The sequence below is a fragment of the Nonomuraea zeae genome (genome assembly GCF_005889725.1).
GTDB classification, from domain to species: Bacteria; Actinomycetota; Actinomycetes; order Streptosporangiales; family Streptosporangiaceae; genus Nonomuraea; species Nonomuraea zeae.
In genome coordinates this window covers 1-547 of record NZ_VCKX01000745.1, presented here as the reverse complement: position 1 = coordinate 547, position 547 = coordinate 1, and the positions used below count along the sequence as shown (strand labels likewise).

Annotated in this window: 1 protein-coding gene; it reads right to left on the bottom strand. The window is 59.2% G+C overall.

Features of this window, described 5'->3' with window-relative positions; translation table 11 throughout:
* Window positions 1-66: 66 nt before the first annotated feature.
* A complete protein-coding gene (locus ETD85_RS62715; RefSeq protein WP_138699154.1) occupies window positions 67-363 on the bottom strand; it encodes a hypothetical protein in 297 nt (98 codons plus the stop codon).
* Between the last annotated feature and the right edge of the window lie 184 nt (window positions 364-547).

Here is a 547-nt window from a genome sequence, read left to right as displayed (position 1 = left end):
TAAGGCCGCCGAGAGAAAGGCCCAGGAAGACGCCGATGCAAATGTGACTAATAGTGCTATTGCTGCTTAAATAGGATTTAGATCGCAGAGTGGTCGAATCTCATACACCACGATCTTGGACGCGGCCGAGTTCACTGCCAGCAGCGTGCCATCCCCTATTTTGTACAAGGCGCCTGCCACTGAGATGTCCGAGCCCATCGACACCTCAAGCGGAAGCTTGTGGGGTATGTCCTGGCAATGCACGGCCACCACTCCGTGCGCCTGTCCAGCGCCTTTGATCGAAGACGCCAGCCCCCAGATCCCCGCAACGATCCCCGCCAGCAGCGAGAGGCCGGCCAACCATCCCACAAGCGCGCGACTCACGTGATCTCCCCGGCCATCGCGTCCATCCCGTTCGCCCGCGAACACGACTTCGTCAAGGTGAGGCGCCTAGCAGATTCCGGACAGTCGGCTACATAAGCTGACAGAAGTCTGGAAGAGGTAGGTACGTGGCAAGGCGTCGCAGGCAGTTCTCGCCGGAGTTCAAGGAAGAAGCCATCCGCATGGT